The 22,989-nt window shown below is 45.5% G+C and carries 23 protein-coding genes; 10 read left to right on the top strand and 13 right to left on the bottom strand.

The window, feature by feature from the left end:
• Positions 1-211: 211 nt before the first annotated feature.
• Positions 212-1,447: a nucleotidyltransferase gene (locus ACH59B_RS09865; RefSeq protein WP_404303640.1), complete on the top strand. Its 1,236-nt coding sequence runs from the start codon at positions 212-214 to the stop codon at positions 1,445-1,447.
• Here the strand turns inward: ACH59B_RS09865 and ACH59B_RS09860 are convergent.
• A complete protein-coding gene (locus tag ACH59B_RS09860; protein WP_404303639.1) occupies positions 1,437-2,468 on the bottom strand; it encodes a PDZ domain-containing protein in 1,032 nt (343 codons plus the stop codon). The genes ACH59B_RS09865 and ACH59B_RS09860 overlap by 11 nt on opposite strands.
• Positions 2,469-2,664: 196 nt before the next feature.
• Between ACH59B_RS09860 and ACH59B_RS09855 the strand changes: the two genes are divergently transcribed.
• Entirely contained in the window at positions 2,665-3,948 is a 1,284-nt protein-coding gene (locus tag ACH59B_RS09855; protein WP_153795136.1) for a nucleoside recognition domain-containing protein, read from the top strand.
• Here the strand turns inward: ACH59B_RS09855 and coaD are convergent.
• The 8 genes from coaD to ACH59B_RS09815 form a co-directional block, all read right to left on the bottom strand.
• Positions 3,911-4,432, bottom strand: coding sequence for a pantetheine-phosphate adenylyltransferase (gene coaD, locus ACH59B_RS09850; protein ID WP_016819264.1), 522 nt, complete (start codon positions 4,430-4,432; stop codon positions 3,911-3,913). The two genes, ACH59B_RS09855 and coaD, sit on opposite strands and share 38 nt — an antisense overlap.
• Positions 4,425-5,063: a 16S rRNA (guanine(966)-N(2))-methyltransferase RsmD gene (gene rsmD, locus ACH59B_RS09845; protein ID WP_016819263.1), complete on the bottom strand. Its 639-nt coding sequence runs from the start codon at positions 5,061-5,063 to the stop codon at positions 4,425-4,427. The genes coaD and rsmD overlap by 8 nt, the downstream gene beginning before the upstream one ends.
• 317 nt (positions 5,064-5,380) lie before the next feature.
• Entirely contained in the window at positions 5,381-5,503 is a 123-nt protein-coding gene (locus ACH59B_RS09840; RefSeq protein WP_013370626.1) for a cyclic lactone autoinducer peptide, read from the bottom strand.
• Positions 5,504-5,508: 5 nt separating this feature from the next.
• On the bottom strand, positions 5,509-6,024 hold the full coding sequence (locus ACH59B_RS09835) for an accessory gene regulator ArgB-like protein (protein WP_153795240.1): 516 nt from the start codon (positions 6,022-6,024) through the stop codon (positions 5,509-5,511).
• Complete coding sequence (locus ACH59B_RS09830) at positions 6,017-6,649, bottom strand: hypothetical protein (RefSeq protein WP_153795241.1); 633 nt, start codon at positions 6,647-6,649, stop codon at positions 6,017-6,019. Before ACH59B_RS09830 ends, ACH59B_RS09835 begins: the two co-directional genes overlap by 8 nt.
• Positions 6,650-6,819: 170 nt before the next feature.
• A complete protein-coding gene (locus tag ACH59B_RS09825; protein WP_243537622.1) occupies positions 6,820-7,938 on the bottom strand; it encodes an acyltransferase in 1,119 nt (372 codons plus the stop codon).
• Between the two features lie 164 nt (positions 7,939-8,102).
• The gene (locus ACH59B_RS09820; RefSeq protein WP_013370622.1) at positions 8,103-9,920 is read right to left on the bottom strand and encodes an APC family permease; all 1,818 of its coding nucleotides are present in this window, start codon (positions 9,918-9,920) and stop codon (positions 8,103-8,105) included.
• A 193-nt stretch (positions 9,921-10,113) separates the two neighbouring features.
• A complete protein-coding gene (locus ACH59B_RS09815) occupies positions 10,114-10,950 on the bottom strand; it encodes an AraC family transcriptional regulator (protein WP_019686969.1) in 837 nt (278 codons plus the stop codon).
• Between the two features lie 137 nt (positions 10,951-11,087).
• On the opposite strand from ACH59B_RS09815, the gene ACH59B_RS09810 reads away from it, so the two are divergent.
• From ACH59B_RS09810 to ACH59B_RS09800, 3 genes are all read left to right on the top strand, one after another.
• Positions 11,088-13,115, top strand: coding sequence for a beta-galactosidase (locus ACH59B_RS09810; RefSeq protein ID WP_404303638.1), 2,028 nt, complete (start codon positions 11,088-11,090; stop codon positions 13,113-13,115).
• Positions 13,116-13,182: 67 nt separating this feature from the next.
• Positions 13,183-14,409 carry a sugar MFS transporter gene (locus tag ACH59B_RS09805; protein ID WP_016819257.1) on the top strand — a complete coding sequence of 409 codons (1,227 nt, stop codon included), beginning with the start codon at positions 13,183-13,185 and terminating at the stop codon, positions 14,407-14,409.
• Positions 14,410-14,618: 209 nt separating this feature from the next.
• A complete protein-coding gene (locus ACH59B_RS09800) occupies positions 14,619-15,245 on the top strand; it encodes a BclA C-terminal domain-containing protein (protein ID WP_017425761.1) in 627 nt (208 codons plus the stop codon).
• 73 nt (positions 15,246-15,318) lie between these two features.
• Here ACH59B_RS09800 and ACH59B_RS09795 read toward each other — a convergent pair whose 3' ends face one another.
• Positions 15,319-16,149: a DegV family protein gene (locus tag ACH59B_RS09795; RefSeq protein ID WP_016819255.1), complete on the bottom strand. Its 831-nt coding sequence runs from the start codon at positions 16,147-16,149 to the stop codon at positions 15,319-15,321.
• Positions 16,150-16,476: 327 nt separating this feature from the next.
• On the opposite strand from ACH59B_RS09795, the gene ACH59B_RS09790 reads away from it, so the two are divergent.
• Positions 16,477-16,998, top strand: a complete 522-nt coding sequence (locus tag ACH59B_RS09790) for a hypothetical protein (protein ID WP_016819254.1) — start codon at positions 16,477-16,479, stop codon at positions 16,996-16,998.
• Positions 16,999-17,086: 88 nt separating this feature from the next.
• Here the strand turns inward: ACH59B_RS09790 and ACH59B_RS09785 are convergent, their stop codons facing one another.
• From ACH59B_RS09785 to ACH59B_RS09775, 3 genes are all read right to left on the bottom strand, one after another.
• A complete protein-coding gene (locus tag ACH59B_RS09785; RefSeq protein WP_017425763.1) occupies positions 17,087-17,668 on the bottom strand; it encodes an NAD(P)H-dependent oxidoreductase in 582 nt (193 codons plus the stop codon).
• A gap of 72 nt (positions 17,669-17,740) precedes the next feature.
• Positions 17,741-18,163 carry a MarR family winged helix-turn-helix transcriptional regulator gene (locus ACH59B_RS09780; RefSeq protein WP_016819252.1) on the bottom strand — a complete coding sequence of 141 codons (423 nt, stop codon included), beginning with the start codon at positions 18,161-18,163 and terminating at the stop codon, positions 17,741-17,743.
• A gap of 192 nt (positions 18,164-18,355) precedes the next feature.
• On the bottom strand, positions 18,356-19,507 hold the full coding sequence (locus tag ACH59B_RS09775; protein WP_017425764.1) for an iron-containing alcohol dehydrogenase: 1,152 nt from the start codon (positions 19,505-19,507) through the stop codon (positions 18,356-18,358).
• Between the two features lie 246 nt (positions 19,508-19,753).
• On the opposite strand from ACH59B_RS09775, the gene ACH59B_RS09770 reads away from it, so the two are divergent.
• The 4 genes from ACH59B_RS09770 to ACH59B_RS09755 all read left to right on the top strand — a co-directional run bounded on the left by ACH59B_RS09770 (position 19,754) and on the right by ACH59B_RS09755 (position 22,948).
• Positions 19,754-20,788, top strand: a complete 1,035-nt coding sequence (locus tag ACH59B_RS09770; protein WP_017425765.1) for a stalk domain-containing protein — start codon at positions 19,754-19,756, stop codon at positions 20,786-20,788.
• Between the two features lie 265 nt (positions 20,789-21,053).
• Complete coding sequence (locus tag ACH59B_RS09765) at positions 21,054-21,578, top strand: GNAT family N-acetyltransferase (RefSeq protein ID WP_017425766.1); 525 nt, start codon at positions 21,054-21,056, stop codon at positions 21,576-21,578.
• A gap of 33 nt (positions 21,579-21,611) precedes the next feature.
• Positions 21,612-21,983 (top strand): iron chaperone, encoded by a 372-nt coding sequence (locus tag ACH59B_RS09760; protein ID WP_016819247.1) that lies wholly within the window; start codon positions 21,612-21,614, stop codon positions 21,981-21,983.
• A 287-nt stretch (positions 21,984-22,270) separates the two neighbouring features.
• On the top strand, positions 22,271-22,948 hold the full coding sequence (locus tag ACH59B_RS09755) for a tetratricopeptide repeat protein (protein ID WP_017425767.1): 678 nt from the start codon (positions 22,271-22,273) through the stop codon (positions 22,946-22,948).
• Positions 22,949-22,989: the final 41 nt, after the last annotated feature.

Here is a 22,989-nt window from a genome sequence, read left to right as displayed (position 1 = left end):
ATCATGTACCTGTGAGTATTCGTACCCCCGCCACTCTTCGTGTACAATAATGCGAGTATAAAGCTTTTTGCTCCAGGTCTCAATGGTCTTGTTCAAGTGCATGATGAAATATCAGATAGCTGCCCTGAAAACATGCATTCGCTAGTAGTAAACCACTCATTCAAAATAGTTATCAAATAAGCTACTTCAAGAAAGGAGCCGACATACAGTCTTGAAAACACTCGGTATCATTGTAGAGTATAATCCCCTACATAACGGACATGTCCATCACTGGAAGGAGTCTCTTCGTATCACTGGTGCACAGCGAACGGTGGCTGTGATGAGCGGTCCCTTCCTTCAACGAGGCGAACCCGCGATTACAGACAAATGGTCACGCACCGAAATGGCACTTGCTATGGGGGTAGATCTGGTTCTGGAGCTGCCTGTGGCCTATGCTGTCCAGCCCGCAGAATGGTTTGCCCGCGGCGCGGTGACCCTGCTCTGCGCGACGGGCATCGTCGACGCGCTCTGCTTCGGCAGCGAGAGCGGAGATATCGCCCCGCTGCACACGCTGGCCCGCGTGCTGGCGGCAGAGCCGGCCGAACTCAAGGCCGGCATCGCCCAGCGCCTGAGCAAGGGCGCAAGTTATCCTGCCGCCTACGCAGGAGCCGCAGCCGCGCTGGCGGCCGAAGGAGCGGACGGTGCTGCGCTCGCCGCTCTCATGCAACAGCCCAACAATACGCTCGGGCTGCATTACTTGATTGCGCTGGAACGGCTGGGCAGCACAATCAAGCCCTTTACGGTGGCCCGCACGGGATCGGGATACCATGAGACGGTGGCGCCTGCGGACGGAGTCATCGCCAGCGCCACGGCCATCCGCCGTCTGCTGCTGGACGGCGGGCCGGAGGCCGCGTCGCCGTACGTACCTGCGGCGACCCTGGAGATTTTGCAGCGCGAGTGGCAAGAAGAACGTGCCCCGCTGCATTGGGAAGCGTTCTGCCAGCCGTTGCTGAACGCCCTGATCACGCGTAGCCCGCAGCAGCTGGCGGAGCTGCACGAGGTCACCGAAGGGCTGGAGCATCGCCTACAGCAATCGCTGTACACGCTGCCTCATCCCTCTATGGAGGCCCTGTTTGCCACTGTCAAGACAAAGCGCTATACTCGTACAAAGCTTCAGCGGATGTGTACACATATTTTGCTGAATCATGCCAAAGCTGATATGACTCCCACTGAGCTGGCGAAAGGTCCCGGCTATATCCGCGTGCTCGGCTTTAATAGGGCTGGACGCGAGTTGCTAGCGCGAATGAAAGACACCGCCACCCTGCCAGTATGGGTCAAGCCGTCTGCCGGATCACATGCCCATCTGGACTGGGATACTGCCGCAGCCGCCATACATGCAGCCGGGATGCCGCGTCCCGCCATACGTGACATGTATGCTGATTACTTGCGACCACCCCTTATGGTTTAATAGACAGCTTTTCCATATAATTCAGCGCATCGCCAAGCTTGCGAACCGGGACAAGCTTCATCTGGGTTCCGATTTGCTCTGCTTTGGCTTTGGCCTCTTTATAATTATCCGCCGGGACGAAAAACAATTCCGCACCCTGACGGTCAGCAGCGACGATTTTATACTTGGCGCCACCAATCGCTCCAACCTGACCGTCCTTATCAATAGTACCCGTACCGGCTACACGATATCCCTTACTTAAGTCACCTGGCGTCAACTGGTTATAGATTTCCATAGTAAACATCAAACCTGCCGAAGGTCCGCCGACATCCGTGGATGTAAAATGAATCGTTTTACGTCCATCCTTTGGCTCTACCTTCTGTACTGTAGCAATACTGACACCAAACCCGGAACGTTGTTTTCTCGTCTCACTGTCCGTGATGGTTGTTAATGGAGCTTGCACTGCCAGCAACTTTCCATCGCGCTTTAGCTTCACTTTAGCCAGCGTTCCGGGTTTCTCATCCTCCAATGCCTTCCGAATGGAATAATTATCAGTTACCCTCGTACCGTTTAACTCTAATATTTCATCTCCGGGCTCAAACACGCTGTTCGGTCCCGGAACCTTAAATACATACACATAATCCGGCACAATGCGATAGGAAACATGGGCACGGGTATAGGCAGCCTCCATCGCGGAAGATTGGGAATCCCCCATAGACCATACCTGCTCTGCTGCATATTCATCTTCACTTCTGCCATGCAGACGATCCTCTTTGCGCTGAATCTCCGAGTTGCTGTCCAGTTTGGACATAGCTAGCATGATGACATTGGCATATCGCGCCGATACCGTCGTCATCATAAAGCTCCCCCGTTCGTTGCTATCACCTTCCTGTACTTTAACCATCGGTTTGATCTCGTTTGCCCCACCTGGTCCATAGATCAGATAAGGGGTTGGCATATAAACCAGCACATAGACCATTGCAGCCAGCATTAAGACATAACCGGTTGTAAAAAAAGCTCTTTTCCGGTTAATTCGCATCATTGCTTCTCCCCCTTGCAGCCTAACTTCTCTTATCTTACCCAAGTGCCTCTGCACCACCTGTTCTCAAGCCTTCCAAAAAAGCATACATTGTTTACGACAACATGTACGAGCAACCTATATCCAGACAATGAAGGTGCATAACGCTGGAGACAGCATCCGACTCTCCTTAGTATATTTATGAGAGGTGAAATCTTTGATGCAAAAGGAAGCCCGCCCTGCTCCTTACTGGACAACCTTGCTGCTTGGCCTCGGAGCCATTTTGCTTGTAATGGCTATTGTTGCCTCACCAGAAGAAGTATTTCAAGCCTCTACCCAGGGACTTAAATTATGGTGGAGCATTATTTTCCCGGCCATGCTGCCTTTTTTGATGCTATCTGAAATGCTCATCGCCTTTGGTCTGGTACATGGTCTAGGTGTTCTGCTGGAGCCGTTCATGCGATCCTGGTTTCGGCTGCCGGGACGAAGCGGCTGGGTATTGGCCCTCGGTCTAACTGCGGGATTCCCGGCTGCTGCGGAAGCGGTACGCCAATGGGCACAACAGGAGGATATGACCGCGCTTCAGCTTCGACGTCTGACCGCTATCGCTCATTTCTGCAATCCGATTACGATCCTGCTCGTCATTGGCACAGGACTGCTGCACAATGCTGCTGTAGGTGGGCTGTTACTTGCCGTTCACTGGATTTCCGGGCTGCTGGCAGGCTGGATCACAGCCAGAATACCTGATTCGTCCAGAAAATCGAAAAAACGGGAAACGCCAGCTGCCATCCGGCGCGCTTCTGTTTCCCGCACTACCACCTCCCTGATCCGATCCGCATGGGAAGCTACCCGCTCTGCCAGAGAACGGGATGGCCGCAGCTTTGGAAAACTGTTAGGCGAAACCGTATCCCATGCTGTACAGATGCTGATGGTGACAGGTGGATTTATTATTTTCTTTTCCGTACTGATTCGGCTGCTGACCTTATACTCAGGTCAAGGAACGCTTTCTATGGTGTGGCCTGCGTGGATGGAAATCCATCTGGGTTCCTATGAAATCAGCCGCCTGCCCTACGATCTCCGTACACAAGCAGCGCTGATCAGTGCTGTGTTGGGCTGGGGCGGCTTGTGCGGCTGGCTTCAAATTACCGCCGTCACCAAACCTTCCGACAAGGGCATCACCTTCACCTTATCACGAGTGCTACATGGGATCATTGCTTTTGGACTAACCTTGGCGGCATGGACTCCGCTTAGCCACATTGTCAGTAATACAATTCCTGCTTACGTCAGCCGCAGTTCTGTATCTTCTTTTGCCGAAAGTGTAAATGATTCCGGATCGCAATCTGTCATGGCCGGAGCCAGCAGCTTATTAACACAAATAGTAGGAACATCCATGTACCCCTGGCAACTAACCGTACTGTCCGTTGTACTTCTGAGTACGATTATACTTGCTCTGCTCGCCGTTTCCTTTATGACTTCATGGTGGAGCCGCCGCGATTCGCGCTAACCTTGGCACGCAGTGCGTCTTCCACCTCTGGTGACACCAGATCTACGACCTTGCCATCAAAATGCGCAATTTCCTTCACCATACTGGAACTCAGATATGAATAAGCCGGGTTGGTCATCATAAAGATCGTTTCCGCATCCGGGTTCAACTTATGATTTGTAGAGGCTAATTGGAGTTCATATTCAAAATCGGTCACTGACCGAATTCCTCTGACAATAACCTGAGCCCCTTTTTGGCGTACATAATTGGCTGTCAGATCACGGAAGCTGTCCACTTCAACGTTTGGAATATCGCGAGTTACCGTACGTAGCAGCTCCATTCGCTCCTCAAGTGAAAACAGCGGATTTTTACTAATATTGTTAAGAACCGCGACGATCAGTAAATCAAACTGTCGGGCCGCTCTTTGAATAATATCCTGATGCCCCATCGTCACGGGATCAAAGGTTCCCGGATATACGGCAATACGTGGTTTGTGCTCAATCATGATGGTCCTCCCCGTCTGATTCGGTGATGCCGAATTTGACCCCTTCGGCTTCTGTATGTTCTTCGGCGTCTGACAAAGCATCATCAAAGTGATAAATGGATAACGCTGTTTCACCATAGACCGCTTTTCTAACCTGTTCAAACGGTCCGAAACTTATCGGATACTCATGTCCCGATTCATACTCCAGCACGATGATTGCACCTGAACGAAGCAAGTCCAACTCGGCCATGCGGCTCATCAATTCATCCCCGTGCTTGAGACGATAAGGCGGGTCCAGAAAAACAGCATCAAAAAGAGCTCCACGTTTTGCCAGCGCCTTAAGCGCTCGTCCGGCGTCATTGCGGAACACTTCTGCCTTTCCTTCCAATCCAGTTTTTCGCAAATTTTCTTTAATGACATCAATGCTTTTGGATTCCATATCAATAAAAACTGCCTTGTCCATTCCCCGACTAAGCGCCTCTATACCCAGGCCGCCACTGCCAGCAAACAAATCAAGCGCGACTCCTCCATCAAAATAAGGACCTATCATGCTAAATAGCGCTTCCTTGACCTTATCCGTGGTCGGTCGCGTCCCGGTGCCGGGAACTGCCTTTAACGGCCTTCCTTTGGCACTACCCGATACCACTCTCACGCTGAAACTCACCTATTTTCTATATGTGTTCATAACCATATAAAGATTATGACGTTATCGTACCACATGCATCGCCGTTTGAAAAACTTAGTGATGAAGCAGGTATAAAAAACCATCTCCTGGGCATCCTTAGGATATCGGCATTCAACCAATGTCGTAGACAACCGCGGAGAAGACTTACGTTTCCCCATAAGCTCTTCGTCCGGTTTCTCCTCTCCCATTCGGGCGCTCTTTCGTAGAGCGCCTGTTTTTTTTTGCATAAAAAGAAGCTGCTTCATAGCAGCTCTATGTATTATTTTTTCTATTCTGCATTTTGCTTATTTCAGCAGTTCCTCGGGTGTATCTCCTTGATAAACATACACATAACTTGCCACTGATACAGCAAAAGTCGCGAACATAGACAACGACGTGGCTAACCCGTATACTACTTTTTTCATCATTCAACTCACCTCCTTCCCCGGATTAATGTTAGGCTTTGAACCAAAAAAGCAACAGCCACTACAGAAGAACCTATTACAAAGTTAGTACATACAAGCAAGGAAGATAACAATCGCAAGAGGGGATAAAATCGCACTGGAATGCGCGACTGCTTTTCAATTCTGGACGGGGCAAAGCATAAAACAAGAATGAGAGCGATTCCGGTAAACAGGTTTGTCAACCCATTATTTAAGGAAATGCAAGATATGTATGTAAAAGCTACAGAGGTCACCAGCACACATGCCATACCCGTTTTCAAGTGAATACCACCAGATACTTGGCGCAGCAAGGCAAAAGCGACGAGAATCGTTACAGCTTCGACCATCCGCCCCGTGAAGAATGAGGCGAATAGTGTCAACACGATGATCAGAGACGCATTCAGAATGAGAGCAAGTGCGTATTTAAGTACTGGGACGGAGGCCGGATGATCAGGCACAGTACGTTTAATCTGGTTAGCAAGTTTGAAAGCCATCGTTTCAATCATCTCGGTATTCCTTTCCGACTGCATAGTAGATAAAAAATCCCGATACCAGTGCAAAAAATATCATACTCAACCATACCTCGCTATAGTAAAGCACAATAGAGGTTGAAATGAGAGACAGAATGATCAGTGTGATGACAATGCCATATTCCTCTTTGAACTTAAGCTTTTTGAAATTTGGGGAAAAGCCGATCTCTTTTCGATACAATATAAATGAAATTAGTAGTCCTGTCGCTGCGCTAACCACTTGTAACATATAGCCCTTCAAGGAACCGTTCTGCAGCTCAGCAACCGGGAGGTTACCGAACATAGCTTTCAGGAGTACCGACTGAATAACGGCATATGCAAAATAACCGGTAACTGTCATAATACCTGACCAAACAATCGGAATCTTCACCACTGTAGCAAGTAAAAAAATAAAAAGCAGCATATTAATGACAGGTACTAAATAGGGGAGTGAAAATTCCTCTCGGAGCAAATAGCTTTGCAGGTTCATAATCAGATTCACAAAAATAGCCTGCCATAGATAAGGAGTCATTCTAACTTTAAAGATACTGAGAATCAGCGCAAAAACAGCTACTCCTTCCAGTGTAGAGAAAAGTAAAAAGCCAAGTGGCTCCAAAAGCATACGTGCATCTCCTTTACAATTCCAACAAACCTCATCGGTGTATTCAAAAACTTGGATGTACATCGAATATAAAGGGCTGGGAGCTACTTTTCAAGAGGTCTTTTCAATAATTTCGTAGATTTATTCAAGCACTTCAACCAAATGTTATCTGATGCTGCTTCAAGTTGCAACTAGGCAACACTTTCTTTGACCGAATCTTCCTGCTCGCGTACAGATTTTATACGTGATATAAGCTTTTTCCCCAATCGGATGCCGGGCTGTTCTATCCACGTGTAGGTAAACCAGGAAAGTCCGACGGTGAATAGCAACGTCATGATGAACAGAAGTGAGAGGCTGACTAAGGGAGCAAACGGTAATTTAATCTGTACGATTAGTCCCAGGACCAGCATATGCGTCAAATACATGCTGTAGCTGAGGCGGCCGATCCATGACCACACGCGATTAAGTAGCCATTTCGGCTGCCAATGATACAAAGCATACGCCCCTAACAGCAAGCCAACACCTATGAGATAATCCGTCATACCTCCAAAAAACGCAAACAGCACAGTAACAAGCAGAAGCCCCCCACTGAGCGGGTCTACACTTTTCCAATGACGCTCGTCTTTCCAAATGAAAAACAACAATATCCCCAGCCCAAAGACAGGCAACTGATTCGGAAACCATAAATACAAATAATGCCCCCATAAAGATTGATCACTAATCAATGGATATTGAGCAAACACCGTATTTAACCCGAAGCTTGCCACAAGCACCATCACGACAAACCAAGTCGCATGGCGAACCGATTGAATCAACTTAAATAAGAGGGGGATAAATAGATAAAACATACATTCCACCGCAATGGACCATTCCACACCGATAATGCTGTTGATCCAATACGGATTGAGACCATTCAAAAACAGAGCATGGGCTGCAATATTAGTGACAGTAACTCCCTCCTGATCTCCAAGCCAAAATCGCGGACCTGTCCCATTTACAACTAAATAGATTCCTAACATTATGTAATACAAGGGTGCAATCCGAAAAAAACGACGCAACAGGTAGGCCACCATTCCTTCTCTCTTGTCACTCGAACGCCTGCTCAGAGATAGAAACAGCGTAAAAGCGCTAGCCATATAAAATAAAGCGACTCCTTTGGCTCCTATGCTCAAGCCTTTTTGCAACCAACCGTTTAATCCGTCCACATACTGACTGACATGCACAAGTAACACTCCGATAATCGCCAGCGCCCTTAGCGTATCTACAAATTGCAACTTATCTCGTTCCATCTTCCCCTTGTCTTCGGGCATCGTATCCCTCCATAACAATTCTTGATGATACGTTTTGTATCCATAATACACAAAATGTATCACCCAAGTAAATATCCCCATTATGTAAAAAAACACCCTCCGACCGCACCAAGATGCGGTCAAAAAGTGTTGATTTTATCATACTAATGAGTATTAATATGGCTTTATTTGTTTAAATGAAAAGGTACGGTCGTTACGATGACGTCTTTGTAATTGATTAAATAAGCTCTCATCAGCAAACTGGTCTGATTGTGCAGTATATTTTCCCACCAGTGTTTAGTGATAAATTGTGGAATGAGAACTGTGATATGGTCCTCGTCTGCCTTTTTCCACTCTACTGTATCGATGAACTTGCGGAGCGGATTAATGATGCTGCGATAACGGGATCTCAACACTACTAAACGTATACCTACATCCCACTCTTCCCACTTCTGTTCCATTTTTTGAATCGCTTCATCATCCACACCCACATATACAGCAACCACATTGTCCGACAATGTTTTGGCATAGCTGATGGTATTCATAACGACTCGTGTAATGCCTGCCACCGGAATAATAATCGTATTGCCCTTGACCATAGGTTTGTCCTTCGTGATATCAATGCGCAGTTGTTCAGCCGTATTTTTGTAATGTTTGTTGATCTTCATAAAGAAATACAGTACCAAAGGCAGGAAGATAAAGACTACCCACACCTGGCTAAACTTAGTGAAGATAAAGATGAGCGTAATCGACAGCGTGGTTAGCATCCCAACCGTATTAATAGCCAGCTTGACGACCCAGCCAGCAGGTTTGAGCCGAATCCATCGAATCATCATACCAAGCTGCGACAGGGTAAACGGGATAAATACCCCTACAGCATAAAGCGGAATGAGATTTTCGGTATTGCCACCAAAAACGATGACCAGCAATGCCGAGAAGATACTCAAAAACAGGATACCGTTAGAATAACCGAGTCGATCTCCACGAACCATAAACATATGCGGCATATATTTGTCCTTAGCGAGCATAAAAGCGAGCAACGGAAAGGCTGAATAGGCTGTGTTGGCCGCCAAAAACAAGATAAGCGCCGTCACACCTTGAATGATGTAGTACATCACACCGCGCCCAAAAGTGGCATTCGCAATTTGCGAAATGACTGTTTCTTGCGGATTAGGACGAACACCGTACCAATAAGCCAGCAAACTAATTCCGATAAACATACAGCCGAGAATCAAGCCCATCATCATCAATGTAGTTGCCGCATTTTTGGCAGCAGGCTTGCGGAAGTTCGGAATGGCATTGGAGACAGCTTCTACACCGGTTAGCGCCGAACAGCCCGAGCTGAATGCTTTCAGTAAGAGAAACAGACTGACGTTGGATACCGTAGCTCCAAATTGCGGCGCCGCAGCATGGGCTCCTCCTGCCAGATAGTGAATGATACCACTAATAATCAAAACAAAAATGGCAACAACAAATAAGTAAATCGGTATCGCCAGCACCGAGGCAGATTCCGTCACCCCGCGCAAATTCATAATAGTCAAAAAGATAATCATCACCAAAGCAATTGCGATCCGATGATCATGTAACGATGGGAACGCCGATGTAATGGCATCTGTACCTGCCGATGAGCTAACAGCTACCGTCAGAATATAATCGACCAGCAGAGAGCCGCCTGCAATCAGACTTGGACTCTTTCCCAAATTGTCCTGTGCGACAATGTAGGCTCCCCCACCACCAGGGTAGGAAAAAATGGTTTGTCTATACGACAGGATCAGGATGATAAGCAAACCCAACACCGCAATGGATATAGGGATGGAATACCATAGGGCAGCGAAGCCCGCTGTAATTAAAACCAGCAGAATTTGCTCCGTGCCGTAAGCTACAGAGGACAATGCATCTGAGGACAGAATGGCCAGTGCCTTGAGCTTATTCAGTTTCTCATCTTCAAGGGCCGTCGACTTTCGCGGACGACCGATTAATAACCTTTTGACTTTACTCAGCATTTCGTTGACTCCTTCTTTGGATGAGGGTTTTGCAAAAGAACTATGAATCGTATATTTATTATGTCACCTGCACATCAGATTGATGAAACAAATGAACTATTATTTTATACTCCCTCATCCAGAAAAAAACAATAAGGAATGCTCCCTAAAAAGAGCATTCCCGAGTAAGAAAGAGTATTTTGATAAAATACCCTTATGTATACAGTATTTTGAACCTTTCAGGCGTAATTCCTTCCGCTCGGCGGAATGTTGCCACAAAATGACTGACATCTCGGAAGCCTACGCGCTCCGAAATCTCCTTCACCGTTAATTGCGGATACTCCGTCATCATTTCCTTCGCCTTCCGCAACCGAATTACAATCAGATAAGCATACGAAGTCACACCGAACGCTTGCTTAAACAATGTATTTAAATGACGAGCGCTGACATTCATCATCACGGCCATATCCCTTAAACCCACATCTGGGCTGGCATAATTTTGCTCCATAAAGGTCAGTACAGGAGTTAAACGTTCCACATTATGAGAAAGGGAAGGCATCGAGCTATGTTGTCCATGTTTACGCAGCAGAGTCAGAAAACGGTACATATTGGCCGAAGCATCTAATCCAGACAAATCACGTTCACTAACCATGGAGTGTAGCATGTTTTCCCCAAAGCTGTGCAGCTCGCTATCCGGGTCCCAATGATACCCTCGCGTATGCTTCAATCCGAGTGCAGTCAATACAGCAGCGGCGATGGGTCCGTCAAATGTGATGTATAACGTTCGCCATACCTTGGTCGCCCGTCTGTATGCATGGGCTTCGCCTGGCAGTAGCAGGACCCCGGACTGCTCGCCCAAACGGAAGGTCCCCCCTTTATATGTAAACATCCCCTCACCAGACACCGTCTGAATCCAGTGAAAACATGGATAGCCCTCTGGACGGGACACATCCTCCTGTCTGCTATTAAATCCGATACTTTCAATAAAAAGAGGTAAAGAGTGTTCACGAGTAGTCAGGAAAAATCGCAAATGATGGGGAGTCAAAATCATAAAAAGCACCTCCGGCGTATGCGGTATTTGTGTCTCATGTAGATCCATATTGTTATATACATGTTCATTTTATTATATTTAAAAGCATTAATTTGTATTATAAGATAGGATTATTCTTATATACAGAGGTGATTGGCATGATAAGCAGCAAACTTCCTAAAGTATTTTACGGTGGGGATTACAATCCTGAGCAATGGGATGAGGCCACGCATCAGGAGGATTTACGGATGTTCAGTCAGGCCGGCATTGATATCGCCACACTCAACGTTTTCTCATGGGCTAAAATTCAGTCTGATGAAATCACATATCATTTTGAGTGGCTAGATCAGCTAATTGATAATCTTTATGAAAGCGATATCTTCGTTTGTCTAGCTACTAGTACGGCAGCGCATCCTGCTTGGATGGCTACCCGTTATCCTGACATTCTTCGGGTCGATGCTGACGGGCGTAAGCGAAAATTCGGTGGACGCCATAACTCTTGTCCGAACAGCCCAACCTATCGGAAATACGCGGAGCAGATGGCTGACCGACTTGCAGAGCGATACAAAGACCATCCCGCGATCCTGGTGTGGCATGTTTCTAATGAGTATGGCGGGGATTGCTATTGTGACAATTGTGCCGCAGCGTTCCGAGTGTGGCTCAAACAAAAATACGGATCACTGGAAGAGCTAAACCGGATGTGGAATACTTCCTTCTGGGGTCACACCTTCTATGATTGGGATGAAATTGTACCTCCAAATAATCTAAGCGAACATTGGGGAGAAAATCACTCCACATTCCAGGGTATATCCCTCGATTATGCGCGCTTCAATTCAGACAGTATTCTGGATTGCTACCTGCTGGAATATAACGCGATTAAAAAACATATTCCCGATGCCGTGGTAACAACCAATCTGATGGGCTTTTTTAAGCAACTGGATTATTTTAAATGGGCTAAGCACATGGATATAGTATCTTGGGACAGCTATCCCGGAGCTAATACCCCGATAAGCTATACGGCGATGGCGCATGATCTGATGCGCGGCTTGAAGGATGGGCAGCCCTTTATGCTGATGGAGCAAACACCGAGCCAGCAGAATTGGCAGGCGTATAATTCACTTAAACGGCCTGGTGTTATGCGTTTATGGAGTTATCAGGCTGTAGCACATGGCGCGGATACGGTCATGTTTTTCCAGCTTCGCCGCTCGATCGGTGCTTGTGAGAAATTCCACGGGGCTGTAATTGAGCATGCCGGGCATGAGAACACACGTGTATTTCGCGAGGTGGCACAGCTTGGCAGCGAGCTTGGTGCTTTAGACAACACGCTGCTTGACGCAACTGTTCATACCAAAGTAGCTATTTTGTTTGATTGGGATAATTGGTGGGCTTTGGAAAAATCAAGCGGCCCTTCTGTCGCCTTGAAATACTTAGATCAGGTGCATAAGTATTATGCTACCTTCTTCCGGCGCAACGTACAGGTAGACATGATTTCTGTGGATACAGATTTCCAAAAATATGATCTCATTATCGCGCCTGTACTCTACATGGTCAAGCCGGGTACTGCTGAGAAGCTGGAACAATTCACAGAGCGTGGCGGCACCTTCCTAACGACCTTTTTCAGCGGCATTGTAAATGAAAACGATCTGGTCACAACCGGAGGATATCCTGGTAAGCTGCGTAATCTGCTCGGGATCTGGGTGGAGGAAATTGATGCGCTTCTGCCTGAATCACACAATCGCATTATATTGAAAGAAAAAGTGGGCGTATTAGAAGGTGAATATAAATGTGGGTTGCTCTGCGACTTGCTGCATAGCGAAGGAGCCGAGGTGCTGGCGGAATACGGCGATGATTTCTATCAGGGCAAGCCAGTGCTGACACGCAATCGTTTTGGTCAAGGGGAGGCGTGGTACGTCGCTTCCGACCCTGAGGAACCTTTCCTTGATGGTCTGCTGGGCTACATTTGTGAGCAAAAAGGGATTTCATCCCTGCTGCGTGCTCCTGCGGGCATAGAAGCCACTATGCGGTCCAAAGATGGAAAGTCTTATCTATTTGTTCTGAACCATAATGCCCAGACACAGCAATATCATCTGGATGACCAAAAAGGAAAAGAGCTAATCAGTGGGAAATTCCTGGAAGGGGATATTTCTATTGAAGGCTATGGCTTTCAAGTACTGGAGCTATCCTAATGATTCAAATCTGACTTATACCATTCACTTTACTGCATGAAGGTAATTAGTACCAAAGGAGTTAATCATGAAACGACTGCTATGGATCGGCAGCTTGTCTTATTTTTTAATTGGTCTAGCCCATGTGGTTGTAGGCTCCCTACTGCCCGTGTTGCTAGAGCATTACGGTAGAAACTATACGGATGGCGGAAGCCTGATATTCGCTCAATTTTCCGGCTTTCTGGCTGGAGTCCTACTGTCACCGTGGCTTGCCCGGACTTTTGGCAAACGCCGAAGCCTGATATTTGCCCTCCTCCTGCTATGTGCGGCTGAAGTGCTATATTCACTACTGCCGCCTTGGGGCTGGCTATATGCCGTCGGGGCAGTAGCCGGATTTGGCTTCGGCATGGTAGAAGCAGTCATAGGTACTATTGTTATTGGGGGTATTACCCAAGGAACGGGCGCGGCTATGAGCCGTCTGGAAGTCTTTTTCGGGATCGGCGCCTTAGCAATGCCGGCTATCGCCAGCCAATTCATTGCTCTAGGTTGGTGGCGACTGGCATTCCCCATCATCTCCTTGTTTGCAGCCGTAGCCACTATAGCCTGGCTGCGCGGGTCCTTTGGCACAATGGACGCTCTATTGGACGAACAAGAACACCGAGGTGACTACCATAAGCGTGCCACTAATTCACTGGAGTCACCTACCGTAAAGGCTTCTAAAAGCAGCCCTATAGGCAATTGGAGGCTCCTTGCATTATTTATCGTTTTTTTCTTTATCTACGTAGGAACAGAGATGAGTCTGGCCAATTTCCTGCCCTCCATGTTCATCGAGCGACTCGGTCTCACACAAGCCGAAGCAGCACTCAGCGTCACCTGCTTTTGGTTGGCAATGGCCTTTGGACGGTTGTTCACAGGCTACATTGCCGATCGATACGGCTACGGTGTCTTTGTCGCTCTGAGCTCACTGGCAGCGACTCTGCTGCTGTGTGTGTTCCCGTTGATCCAAGGCACTGCTGGTGCCTTTGTCCTTATCGTACTGCTGGGACTCGGCATGTCAGGCATCTTTTCCATCGCTCTTGTTTTTGCCAGCAAAATGATGCCAGGTACAGAAGAATCGACGACCAGCCTGCTTATCGGTGCAGGTGGAGTCGGAGGGGCCCTGCTGCCCCTATGGCTTGGAAACAGTATGGATCGTGGAGGGGCAGTTGCTTCAGCTTGGTTACTGGCAGTATTTGCTTGTATCCTGTGCCTGCTTGGCGGTATCCTGTACGCCCTATATGTGCGAAAAAAGCGGCTTCAAACCGCTTCATCATGATATAAGCTACTACTGGCACCCCAAAAGTATCCTTAGTTGACAACCAAGGATACTTTTGGAGGTGCTTTTTACATACTAGACGAATGTACCTTGTACAGAAGCCTGTTTTTAGTCAAAATAGATCGTTTCCTATGAAACACAGGACAGATATCTATGCCTCCTCTAGATGAATGGAGTACTATACAACAAACCATATGGAGGTGTTTGTATTGGGTCGTCCAAAATTGAACCAAAAAAAAGGCCGTAAAAAAGATGTTTTTGTTCGTGCCTGGTTTGATAAGCTAGAAAAAAAGTTTGAGGAAATGCCCCCCAAAAAAAGAAGCCGCTCGAAACGGAAATCGTTTGGTAAAGACATCATTGTCAAAAAGCAAGTTGTACGTGTGAACATTAATCATGATGCTGAAGGGGATTCCAGAACCACAGGTGATATAGCGCAGTTCGGTTACATTTATAATGTGAGGCCCCAACTCGTTTCGATTGAAGGGGAGGTCATGTTCGATACGAACGGCATACTTACACCTGGGATTGCTCACCTTCCAGGGACTACACAAATTGCTGTAGCCGATGCAGGAAAGTATGAAGTCCGCTTTTCGGTGTCGGGTGTAGAACCTAACCAATTCGCCATCTTTATTAATGGCGTACTGGCTGAGGGAACCGTGTACGGCTCAGGAGCGGGAACACAACAGAACACCGGGCAAGCCATCCTCGCTCTGGCATGCGGTGATGTCCTTACTCTGCGTAACCACAGCTCTACTGCTGCTGTTACCCTGCAAACACAGGCCGGAGGAACTCAAGCCAGCATAAACGCCTCTGTTCTCATTAGAAAATTGGGATAGGCTTAGACTCATGCAAAGCCCCAATATACTAAAAGGGTTTATCCATCGCACGAGGATAAACCCTGAATACTTTTTAAAAGGCGATAATGATCCCTTTGTCATTGGCATACATTGAACTAATTCCCCTGGTGGGCACAATATGAATATCTTTAAATTGATAGCGGTTCTTCAAGGTATTCATTAACTTTTGCGCCAGTCCGGGATTATTGCAATGAGTAATAACGATGCTTTCTCCTTCGGTACTTCGACCACTTTTTTCAATGGTATCTGCCAACTTTTCAATGATTTGATTTTGACCACGGGCTTGAGTAAATAATGCGATGTTTCCGTCACCATCTGAACCTAAAATGGGCCTGATATGCAAGAATGAGAGTATCTTTCCAGTAATTTTATTCATTCGTCCGTTCTTGACCAAATTATCCAAATTCTCTAAAACAAAATAGGTTTTCATCTTGCTGATAAAGCTCTCTAGGGAAGAGATAATTTCGCTTTTATGATATCCTTCGTCGATCAGCTTGCGTAGTTTTAAAGCTAACAAGAGTTGCCCAGCCGATGCGCTTTTCGAATCGAATACATGAACATCCGCTCCCTCTTCTTCCGCCATATCCTTTGCTACCAACGCACTGGAATACGAGCTGGACAGGTTGCTGGATAATGTAATGGCAAAAGAAGTATGCGCGCCTTGAAAGGCTTCCTTATACAGCATAGGTGATGGTGATGCGGAACCAATCTTGGTTGTACAGGCTTTCATTTCTTCCATAAACTGAGGCAAGTCCAATGTGTCATCATCTATGAAGCATTTTTCACCCAATGTCATGTTTAATGGAATCGTAGTTACTTGCATCTCTTCTTTAAGCTCTGTCGTTAAGTCGCAGCAACTATCTGCTATGATTTTATATCTCACCCAGTACACCCTCACATTATGTTATTTTTCCCGTAATTCTTGTTCTGAATACATGCAGATGATCACTAAGTAAGGAAAATTAATTTCATTATCTCGACGTTAAACTAAATATGGATACTATGTACTATAAAGAATTGCCAACGATAATAACAATGAAATATTTGTGAATTATTATACTTTCCCCCTACACCTTCAGAGGTCTCTTAGCCCAAAACAAAAAAATTCTTTAATCTCATTCATCGACTCGTTACAATTAAATAGTATACTCCAATATTTGCGATAAAATAAACCATGCTAATCTCTGTGATAGTAAGGAGTCTTCAAACTATGCTTAAGCTAATCTCCAAAAAAAGCTTCATTATATGTATTGTTATCCTGATCGCTTTAACGGCATATTTCACAAAAGATCTATGGACGGAGATGTCGGTAAAATCAACGGATCTATCGGAATTGACAATAAACCATATTCCACTAAGCAAGAATATTGCGGAGATTGATTTGACTGCTTATAGAAAGAATCCGGATTTTAACGATAAACACACGAAAGATGCCGATCACAGATATTTTGAAAATTTCTTGATTGTCTATAGCTCTAGTGGAGAAATTATGAAACTGCAAACCTTGTCCGAGAGTGAATTTTCCAGCATCGATGGTCACAAGCTTCAGAAACTTGATGATGTAAAAAATAAATTGGGTAACCATTTCGTGGATCAAAGCTACGACTCCGCCCAAAGCCTAAACGCCTTAGTATATTATGACAAAACAAATCATACAAAGGCTAGTTTTGTATATCCCCATAATAACAAGCAGGATCAGATCGTTGTCTGGACTATATTAGAAAAGTATTAACATTTATAAGAAAAGGCCAACCCTCAAATGCTGGTTGACCTTGTCGTTTAAAGAATGTCCTACGCTTCTGAACGAATATGAACTAACTTTACAGCACTGTTTTAACCGTGTCTTGTACTTGTTTCAACAATCCTTTATAACCGTCTTCATCAAGGTAGCCGATACTTCCAAGCAGCAAGTGGCCAACCGATTCAATTCCAACGAAATCAAAAATTCCTGTATCTGATGTGAGCTTCAATCCTGTGGTCATACCGATTTCATCGTAGATTGCGTTGGGAGTACCATGTGTATTCACGATAAACCCTTTTTTACCTGTAAGCAGCTTATTAATCCCTTCTGTACCAGCCGTATAGGCAAAGCCGTATGCAAATACACGATCAACATAACCTTTCAAGATCGCAGGAAGTCCTGTCCACCAAATGGGCGAAATAAACGTAATCGTATCGGACTGCGTGATATACTCCTGCTCTACTTTGATATCAGCCGGTGTTTGTCCAGCTCTCATCGCAGCAGTATCCTCAGGCTTTAATACCGGTTGAAAATTAAGAGCGTATAGATCGCGTACAACGACTTCGTCACCTTTTTCCTTCAAGGTGGTTACAACCGTTTCCAGTATCGCGTGATTAAAGCTTTCAGCGTTAGAGTGAGCATAGATGATAAGATGTTTCATTTTCATGACCTCCAGATGTTTTATTGTTATTTTGGCATTTGTATAGATATCTATACATTTGTTTAAAAAAATTTAAAACCTGTTTTTTACATGCTCCAGCAGATATTCCAGTTGTTTTTGTTCCTCGTCTTTGAGACCCCCATAGATGGTTTCTTTTAATTTATAGGAGATCGTCTCAAATATAGGCTCCAGCTCTTTTCCCTTTTCGGTAAGATAGATCAGAGTAAGCCGGCTATCCTCCCTTTCTTTTTTCCTTTCCACATACCCCAATTTTACTAGCTTGTCGATCAGAACAGTGACTGTGGGCTGCTGACGAGCAATTTTTTGCGTCAATTCCTTAATCGAAAGTCCATCCGTTTGATACAGAAACATCAGTATTCCACCATGGGTAGGTACAATTCCTTCAACTCCATAGGATTCGAGCTCAGATACAATTAATTTATTGATCGAGTCCCTAATGGTTCCTACAAGTGCAGCTGCATTATTTTTTAACATACAAGCATTATTGCATAGATATCTATATAAATCAAGTATTCAGTCAGTCTGATCGGATTTTCACGTATGAACTGCTTCAATGAATAAGATTTAAGTCTGTTATAATGAGAATGCAAAGGGCCGTCCCTGGTGTTCTTAATCAGTTCCTGGGACAGCCCTTAAAGTATATAACAAAAATAATAGCAGTATGATTTATAGAATTTTCTTAAACATTTCGATAACTTGTTCTTTGCTAGGTATGAACGGATTGCCCGGAGCACAAGCATCCTTCATTGAGTTTTCGGCAAGCAAATCTAAATCCACCTCATTTACACCTAGTTCAGAAAGTTTGGCAGGAATCCCTACTTCCTTCGACAGGTCTTTGATTCTTTGAATTACATAGTCCGCGCATTCTTTATCCGTTTTCCCCTTATCTTCAAAACCGATTACCTTAGCGATGGCACGAAACTTCTCTGGTACATGCTTGGCATTCTCCTCCTCCACAATCGGCAGCAGCATGGCATTGCAAACCCCATGAGGCAAATCGTATACGCCGCCTAGCTGATGGGCCATAGCATGGACGTAACCCAACCCGGCATTATTAAATGCAAGTCCTCCCAAGAAAATAGCGTAAACCATTTGTTCACGTGCTTCTATATCATGACCGTCGCTCACTGTACGGGCCAAGTTGTTAAAAATAAGTTCTACTGCTGCCAACGCGGTCGCATTTGTAACAGGATAGGAACCCGGAGTAACCAAAGCTTCAATGGCATGAGTCAAAGCATCTAGTCCTGTAGCTGCCGTTAATGCGGCGGGTTTGTCTACCATCAGTTCAGGGTCGTTGACTGAAATCGTAGCTACGCTATTCTTGTCAACCATAACCATTTTGACTTTGCGCTCTTCGTCCGTAATGACATAATTGATTGTAATTTCTGCGGATGTTCCTGCCGTTGTATTAATGGCGACAATGGGCAGCGATTTATGCTTAGATTGATGAACGCCCTCATACTCCGTTATATGTCCCCCGTTGGTAGCAATAATGCCAATTCCCTTGGCCGTATCCTGTGGGGATCCTCCACCAATAGAAATTAAAAAGTCGCAGCCGTTGTCCTGTAGAAATTGAACGCCATCATGTACGTTTTTACAGGTTGGATTGGGCTTGACCTCATCGTATACTACATAGTTCAAGCCAATATCATTCAGCAAGGATGTGACCTTGCCTGCAATTCCACTCTTCATCAGAAACTTATCGGTCACGACCAGTGCTTTGCTTAAATGTAGTTCTTTTATATAGGGTCCAACTTCATGCAAACAGCCTTTTCCCATCAGATTGATAGATGGTACAAAAAATACATGTGCGCTCATAAAAATCTGCCTCCTAAGGATTCACTTTTGATCCCTCGCTAAATACAGAACTACTATAAAGTGAAACATTTCACATTTGTAATTCTATCTTTATTTAATTTTGATGTCAATATAAAAACACAGATATAACTTTGTTTTATTTTTGTTTATTTTGGTTTTTGAGTTAATCCAATAATTGGTACACAACTAATCGGAGGCAGTCTCGTACAACTTAGATGAACAACTTAACAACGAGGTGATGACAGCATGACAATCAACAAGAAAGTAGGGCTGGCTCTGCTGGCCGTATCACTGCTGCAAGCAACCCCATCTTACGCCAAGTCGGCGCCGCTAACTCCAGTAACAACCGTTTATGTGGATGACCGCCCGCTTGAGCTTACTGCCCAACCGCTACTGCTAGACGGGACAACGCTCGTCCCTATGCGTCAGTTGTTTGAGGCGCAAGGAGCTGTGCTTTCCTGGAACGGAGCCAGCAAAACCGTAACAGCAACCAAAAACGACACGACGCTGACCTATCGTATTGGAGAAGTTGCTGCCACCCTCAATGACAAAACGCTGTCCCTGAACGTTCCCGGACAGATTATTAAGGGCAACACAATGATTCCACTGCGTTTTGTGAGCGAAGCACTCGGGAGCACAGTGAAATGGGACGCTCTAACCCGGACGATCCGAATTGCCTCTAAAGAAGACTTTTTCACAACGATTCTTTCTGGAGTCAACTTGCGCAGCAAACCAGATTCATCAGAAGCTTCCCCTTCCCTGCGGCTTATTCCAACCGGTGAAAAGGTTCATGTCATCCGCGAGGTTAATGCTCTCTGGCTGGAAGTGCGCACTAAAAACAACCTGACCGGATACATATCGGCTAAACCAAAATACAGTGATTACACCAGCACTTCTCTAGCAGAACGGCAGGGTGATGAACTGATCGCCTACGGGCAAAAATTCCTTGGTACCCCTTATGAATTCGGCGCAGCAACCGGACAGACAGCGACCTTTGATTGTTCCTCATTTGTAGGGGAAGTGTTCCGACATACGCTCTCTATCGACCTCCCCCGTGTCTCTTACGATCAGGCAAAAGAAGGCCGGGAGGTGGGGCTGAACGAACTGCGCAAAGGTGACCTGCTGTTCTTCAGTGCGCGTGGGCTGGAGATCGGCCATGTGGCGATCTATGCAGGGAACAACAAATTGCTGCATACTTTCTCCAAAGAGCGCGGCGTTCATTTTGATACGTTTGACGATAAATGGAAGAAACGTTTCGTAACAGCCCGTAGACTGTTTTAAGACGGACTGGATAGCCAATAACAGCAGCTAATCCAGTACCACACTCAATTTTTTCTGTTTGCCTTTTGCCGGACGCCTCCCTTGCGGTTTGCGTTCAGGCGGCAAAAGGATTGATTCGTTCCCCTTGTTCAACACGTAATTCGATCCTCTTCTTTAACACTTTCTCTCAAAATCTTGAATATTCCATCAGATCTGCTTAAATAGGTTTAATAGCTTGTGCAGAAAACACGAATATGTATGCTAATGATGGACAGGAGGAATCGTTATGCAATTTGAAACAGATCGGCTCATCATTCGTGATATTTGCAGATCCGATTGGGGAAGTATACATACCTACACGTCATTGCCCCAAGTTACTAGGCACACAGCATGGGGACCCAATACAGAAGAAGATACAAAGGCATATATAGAACAAGTTCTAGTCTCACAGCAGGAAAAGCCACGACAAGACTACGAACTAGCTATATGTCTGAAAAACACTGGAATTCTGATCGGCGGTGTTGGTATTCATGTCAAAGATACTAATGCAGAAGTGGGTTATATTTTAAACCCAGATTATCAAGGAAAGGGTTATGCAACAGAAGCAGCACGAACCCTGCTAGGATTTGGATTTAGTACACTTGATGTCCATCGTATTTATGCAACATGTCGTCCAGAAAATAAAGCTTCTGAGAAGGTTATGCAACAGATCGGAATGCAACGTGAAGGTATAATGCGAGAACACTGGTACTACAAAGGCGAGTTTCATGATTCATATTTGTACTCTATTCTTGTTGAGGAATTCCTCTGAACGATACAATTTTGATTTTAGGAGGGAACTTACATGGAAGCTTTTGCAGAATATTTAGCGCATATTGATAACCCGCAACATCAAGCCCGAACGGAAGAGGTTTTAGCTTGGGTAATCAAGAAGTTTCCAAATTTAAGGCCAAAAATTGCGTGGAAACAGCCTATGTTTACGGATCACGGCACATTTATTATTGGCTTTAGCGTAGCCAAACATCATCTAGCCGTTGCCCCTGAAAAGGCAGGGATTCATCATTTTTCTGAGTTAATTGTGCAGGCTGGCTATAATCACACCAAGCAGTTGGTACGTATCCAGTGGGATAGTCCAGTTGATTTCGCATTACTTGAGAAAATGATCGAGTTTAATATTTTGGATAAGGCCGACTGTTCAACCTTTTGGCGGGAATAAAAAAAATAGGATGGGCCAATGCAACTAACTCATCTGCATATTCCCAAGTTGTCTTCAGTGACTCAATGTAATACTGATATTTCTCATGCTCCTCCATAGAAGGAGGAGTTTTTGTACATACGAATTTTCACAAGCATCAATCTAAACGATGTATACTCTACCATTCCCCCACCCACATAGAAAGCTATCATTCTTCGAAATCTCATCATGCTAATGCCCCTTAAAGCGCACCTATGCTATAATATGGAAAGTATGGATAGCTACATATACAGGAGGATTGGAGCAGAATGATTGGGAAATTTTTGATTTTCTCTCTACTGTGGAGTTTGCTCGGTAACCCGTTTTTGGCAATGCTCGTACTCTTAATCTTGATCTATATATTGGATCGCAACTTTGTCGGTGTATTGCCCAGCATCAGCAAACCGTGGAAAAGAAGACGCAATGCAGCACGATTGCGTCAACAGATTGCGTTAAACACTAACAATGTGGCTGCCAAGTTTGATTTGGCTCGAATTTGGCTCGAAAGCAAGAAATACTCGCAGGCTTTGGAGCTACTATTGGAAATTCAATCCCGATATGAAGATTCAGCAGACTATTGGAACGCGCGGGGTACGGCTGAGGTACACACAACCCATCTGGAGGATGGAGAACAGCATTTACTCAAGGCACTGGACATTAACCCGCGAGTGCAATACGGTGAACCCTATTTGCATTTAGCCGCTGCTTTCAAGGAACGTGACGTAAATAAGTCACTACACTATCTACAGCAATTTCAGGAGATCCAATCTTCTTCTAGTGAGGGCTATTATCTGACAGGCCTAATGTACCGTATGCTGGGACGCAAGGATGAAGCCAGCGCTGCATTTAACCAATCCATTGCTGTCTATCGTTCTCTGCCCAAATACCGCAAACGAAGTGAGCGCAAGTGGGCTGCTCGTAGCTTATTCCGTAAATTAATCGGCTAAACCGCACACTGAAACGCAAAAAAAGAGGCTTATGATGGTCA

The sequence above is a fragment of the Paenibacillus sp. DP01 genome (genome assembly GCF_044784315.1).
Taxonomy (GTDB): domain Bacteria; phylum Bacillota; class Bacilli; order Paenibacillales; family Paenibacillaceae; genus Paenibacillus; species Paenibacillus polymyxa.
This window is presented reverse-complemented; position numbering and strand designations above follow the sequence as displayed.

Excerpts from the sequence above, each read along its gene's own strand:
- ACH59B_RS09840 (WP_013370626.1), bottom strand. The coding sequence starts at position 5,503 with ATGATGAAAAAAGTAGTATACGGGTTAGCCACGTCGTTGTCTATGTTC.
- ACH59B_RS09755 (WP_017425767.1), top strand. The coding sequence starts at position 22,271 with ATGATTGGGAAATTTTTGATTTTCTCTCTACTGTGGAGTTTGCTCGGT.
- ACH59B_RS09790 (WP_016819254.1), top strand. The coding sequence starts at position 16,477 with ATGCTTAAGCTAATCTCCAAAAAAAGCTTCATTATATGTATTGTTATC.
- ACH59B_RS09785 (WP_017425763.1), bottom strand. The coding sequence starts at position 17,668 with ATGAAACATCTTATCATCTATGCTCACTCTAACGCTGAAAGCTTTAAT.
- ACH59B_RS09860 (WP_404303639.1), bottom strand. The coding sequence starts at position 2,468 with ATGATGCGAATTAACCGGAAAAGAGCTTTTTTTACAACCGGTTATGTC.
- ACH59B_RS09820 (WP_013370622.1), bottom strand. The coding sequence starts at position 9,920 with ATGCTGAGTAAAGTCAAAAGGTTATTAATCGGTCGTCCGCGAAAGTCG.
- ACH59B_RS09805 (WP_016819257.1), top strand. The coding sequence starts at position 13,183 with ATGAAACGACTGCTATGGATCGGCAGCTTGTCTTATTTTTTAATTGGT.
- ACH59B_RS09830 (WP_153795241.1), bottom strand. The coding sequence starts at position 6,649 with ATGCTTTTGGAGCCACTTGGCTTTTTACTTTTCTCTACACTGGAAGGA.
- ACH59B_RS09835 (WP_153795240.1), bottom strand. The coding sequence starts at position 6,024 with ATGATTGAAACGATGGCTTTCAAACTTGCTAACCAGATTAAACGTACT.
- ACH59B_RS09815 (WP_019686969.1), bottom strand. The coding sequence starts at position 10,950 with ATGATTTTGACTCCCCATCATTTGCGATTTTTCCTGACTACTCGTGAA.
- coaD (WP_016819264.1), bottom strand. The coding sequence starts at position 4,432 with ATGATTGAGCACAAACCACGTATTGCCGTATATCCGGGAACCTTTGAT.
- ACH59B_RS09760 (WP_016819247.1), top strand. The coding sequence starts at position 21,612 with ATGGAAGCTTTTGCAGAATATTTAGCGCATATTGATAACCCGCAACAT.
- ACH59B_RS09765 (WP_017425766.1), top strand. The coding sequence starts at position 21,054 with ATGCAATTTGAAACAGATCGGCTCATCATTCGTGATATTTGCAGATCC.
- ACH59B_RS09775 (WP_017425764.1), bottom strand. The coding sequence starts at position 19,507 with ATGAGCGCACATGTATTTTTTGTACCATCTATCAATCTGATGGGAAAA.
- ACH59B_RS09825 (WP_243537622.1), bottom strand. The coding sequence starts at position 7,938 with ATGCCCGAAGACAAGGGGAAGATGGAACGAGATAAGTTGCAATTTGTA.
- ACH59B_RS09770 (WP_017425765.1), top strand. The coding sequence starts at position 19,754 with ATGACAATCAACAAGAAAGTAGGGCTGGCTCTGCTGGCCGTATCACTG.
- ACH59B_RS09780 (WP_016819252.1), bottom strand. The coding sequence starts at position 18,163 with ATGTTAAAAAATAATGCAGCTGCACTTGTAGGAACCATTAGGGACTCG.
- ACH59B_RS09810 (WP_404303638.1), top strand. The coding sequence starts at position 11,088 with ATGATAAGCAGCAAACTTCCTAAAGTATTTTACGGTGGGGATTACAAT.
- ACH59B_RS09855 (WP_153795136.1), top strand. The coding sequence starts at position 2,665 with ATGCAAAAGGAAGCCCGCCCTGCTCCTTACTGGACAACCTTGCTGCTT.